This window comes from Acidovorax sp. FG42 (assembly GCF_057809195.1).
Genome location: NZ_JBMDJM010000034.1, coordinates 1 through 1,654, shown reverse-complemented (window position 1 = coordinate 1,654; position 1,654 = coordinate 1). Strand labels below are relative to the sequence as shown.

General features: G+C 51.2%; 2 rRNA genes. Both read right to left on the bottom strand.

Features of this window, described 5'->3' with window-relative positions:
• Nucleotides 1-9: 9 nt before the first annotated feature.
• Nucleotides 10-122, bottom strand: a 5S ribosomal RNA gene (gene rrf, locus ACODSM_RS22405).
• Between the two features lie 155 nt (nt 123-277).
• Nucleotides 278-1,654, bottom strand: a 23S ribosomal RNA gene (locus ACODSM_RS22400); the annotation flags it as partial.

Sequence of the window (1,654 nt, the reverse complement as noted above, 5' to 3'; positions counted from 1 at the left end):
GCTGTAAGAGCCTGACGATGACCTACTTTCACACGGGAACCCGCACTATCATCGGCGCAAAGTCGTTTCACTGTCCTGTTCGGGATGGGAAGGAGTGGGACCAACTTGCTATGGTCATCAGGCATAACTTGTTGTCGCGCTGCTTTTGGGGGCAACACAACGAATTCATAGAGTCTGGAATCAGATTTTGTGTCTTTTGACTGCGTCTAACTTGGCATAACAGACTTTGAGCTTTACACACAACCACTGTGGTGTGCGTGTTGGCTATCAAAGTTATAGGGTCAAGCCGCACGAGCAATTAGTACTGGTTAGCTTAACGCATTACTGCGCTTCCACACCCAGCCTATCAACGTCCTGGTCTTGAACGACTCTTTAGGGGGCTCAAGGCCCCGGCAGATCTCATCTTGAAACGAGTTTCCCGCTTAGATGCTTTCAGCGGTTATCTCTTCCACACTTAGCTACTCGGCAATGCCACTGGCGTGACAACCGATACACCAGAGGTGTGTCCACTCCGGTCCTCTCGTACTAGGAGCAGGCTTCCTCAAATCTGCAGCGCCCACGGAAGATAGGGACCAAACTGTCTCACGACGTTTTAAACCCAGCTCACGTACCTCTTTAAATGGCGAACAGCCATACCCTTGGGACCGGCTACAGCCCCAGGATGAGATGAGCCGACATCGAGGTGCCAAACACCGCCGTCGATATGAACTCTTGGGCGGTATCAGCCTGTTATCCCCAGAGTACCTTTTATCCGTTGAGCGATGGCCCTTCCATACAGAACCACCGGATCACTATGTCCTGCTTTCGCATCTGCTCGACTTGTCAGTCTCGCAGTTAAGCACGCTTATGCCATTGCACTATCGTCACGATGTCCGACCGTAACTAGCGTACCTTCGAACTCCTCCGTTACGCTTTGGGAGGAGACCGCCCCAGTCAAACTGCCTACCATGCACTGTCCCCGATCCAGATAATGGACCTAGGTTAGAACCTCAAACACACCAGGGTGGTATTTCAACGTTGGCTCCATGAGAACTAGCGTCCTCACTTCAAAGCCTCCCACCTATCCTACACAGATCTGTTCAAAGTCCAATACAAAGCTACAGTAAAGGTTCATGGGGTCTTTCCGTCTTTCCGCGGGGAGATTGCATCATCACAAACATTTCAACTTCGCTGAGTCTCAGGAGGAGACAGTGTGGCCATCGTTACGCCATTCGTGCAGGTCGGAACTTACCCGACAAGGAATTTCGCTACCTTAGGACCGTTATAGTTACGGCCGCCGTTTACTGGGACTTCAATCAAGAGCTTGCACCCCATCATTTAATCTTCCAGCACCGGGCAGGCGTCACACCCTATACGTCCACTTTCGTGTTTGCAGAGTGCTGTGTTTTTATTAAACAGTCGCAGCCACCGATTTTTTGCAACCCCGTTGGGCTCCCTCTGTACGAGTTCACCTACTTGGGGCATACCTTCTCCCGAAGTTACGGTATCAATTTGCCGAGTTCCTTCTCCTGAGTTCTCTCAAGCGCCTTAGAATACTCATCTCGCGCACCAGTGTCGGTTTGCGGTACGGTCGTCAATAGCTGAAGCTTAGTGGCTTTTCCTGGAAGCAGGGTATCACTCACTTCGTCTGCAAGCAGACTCGTTATCACCCCTC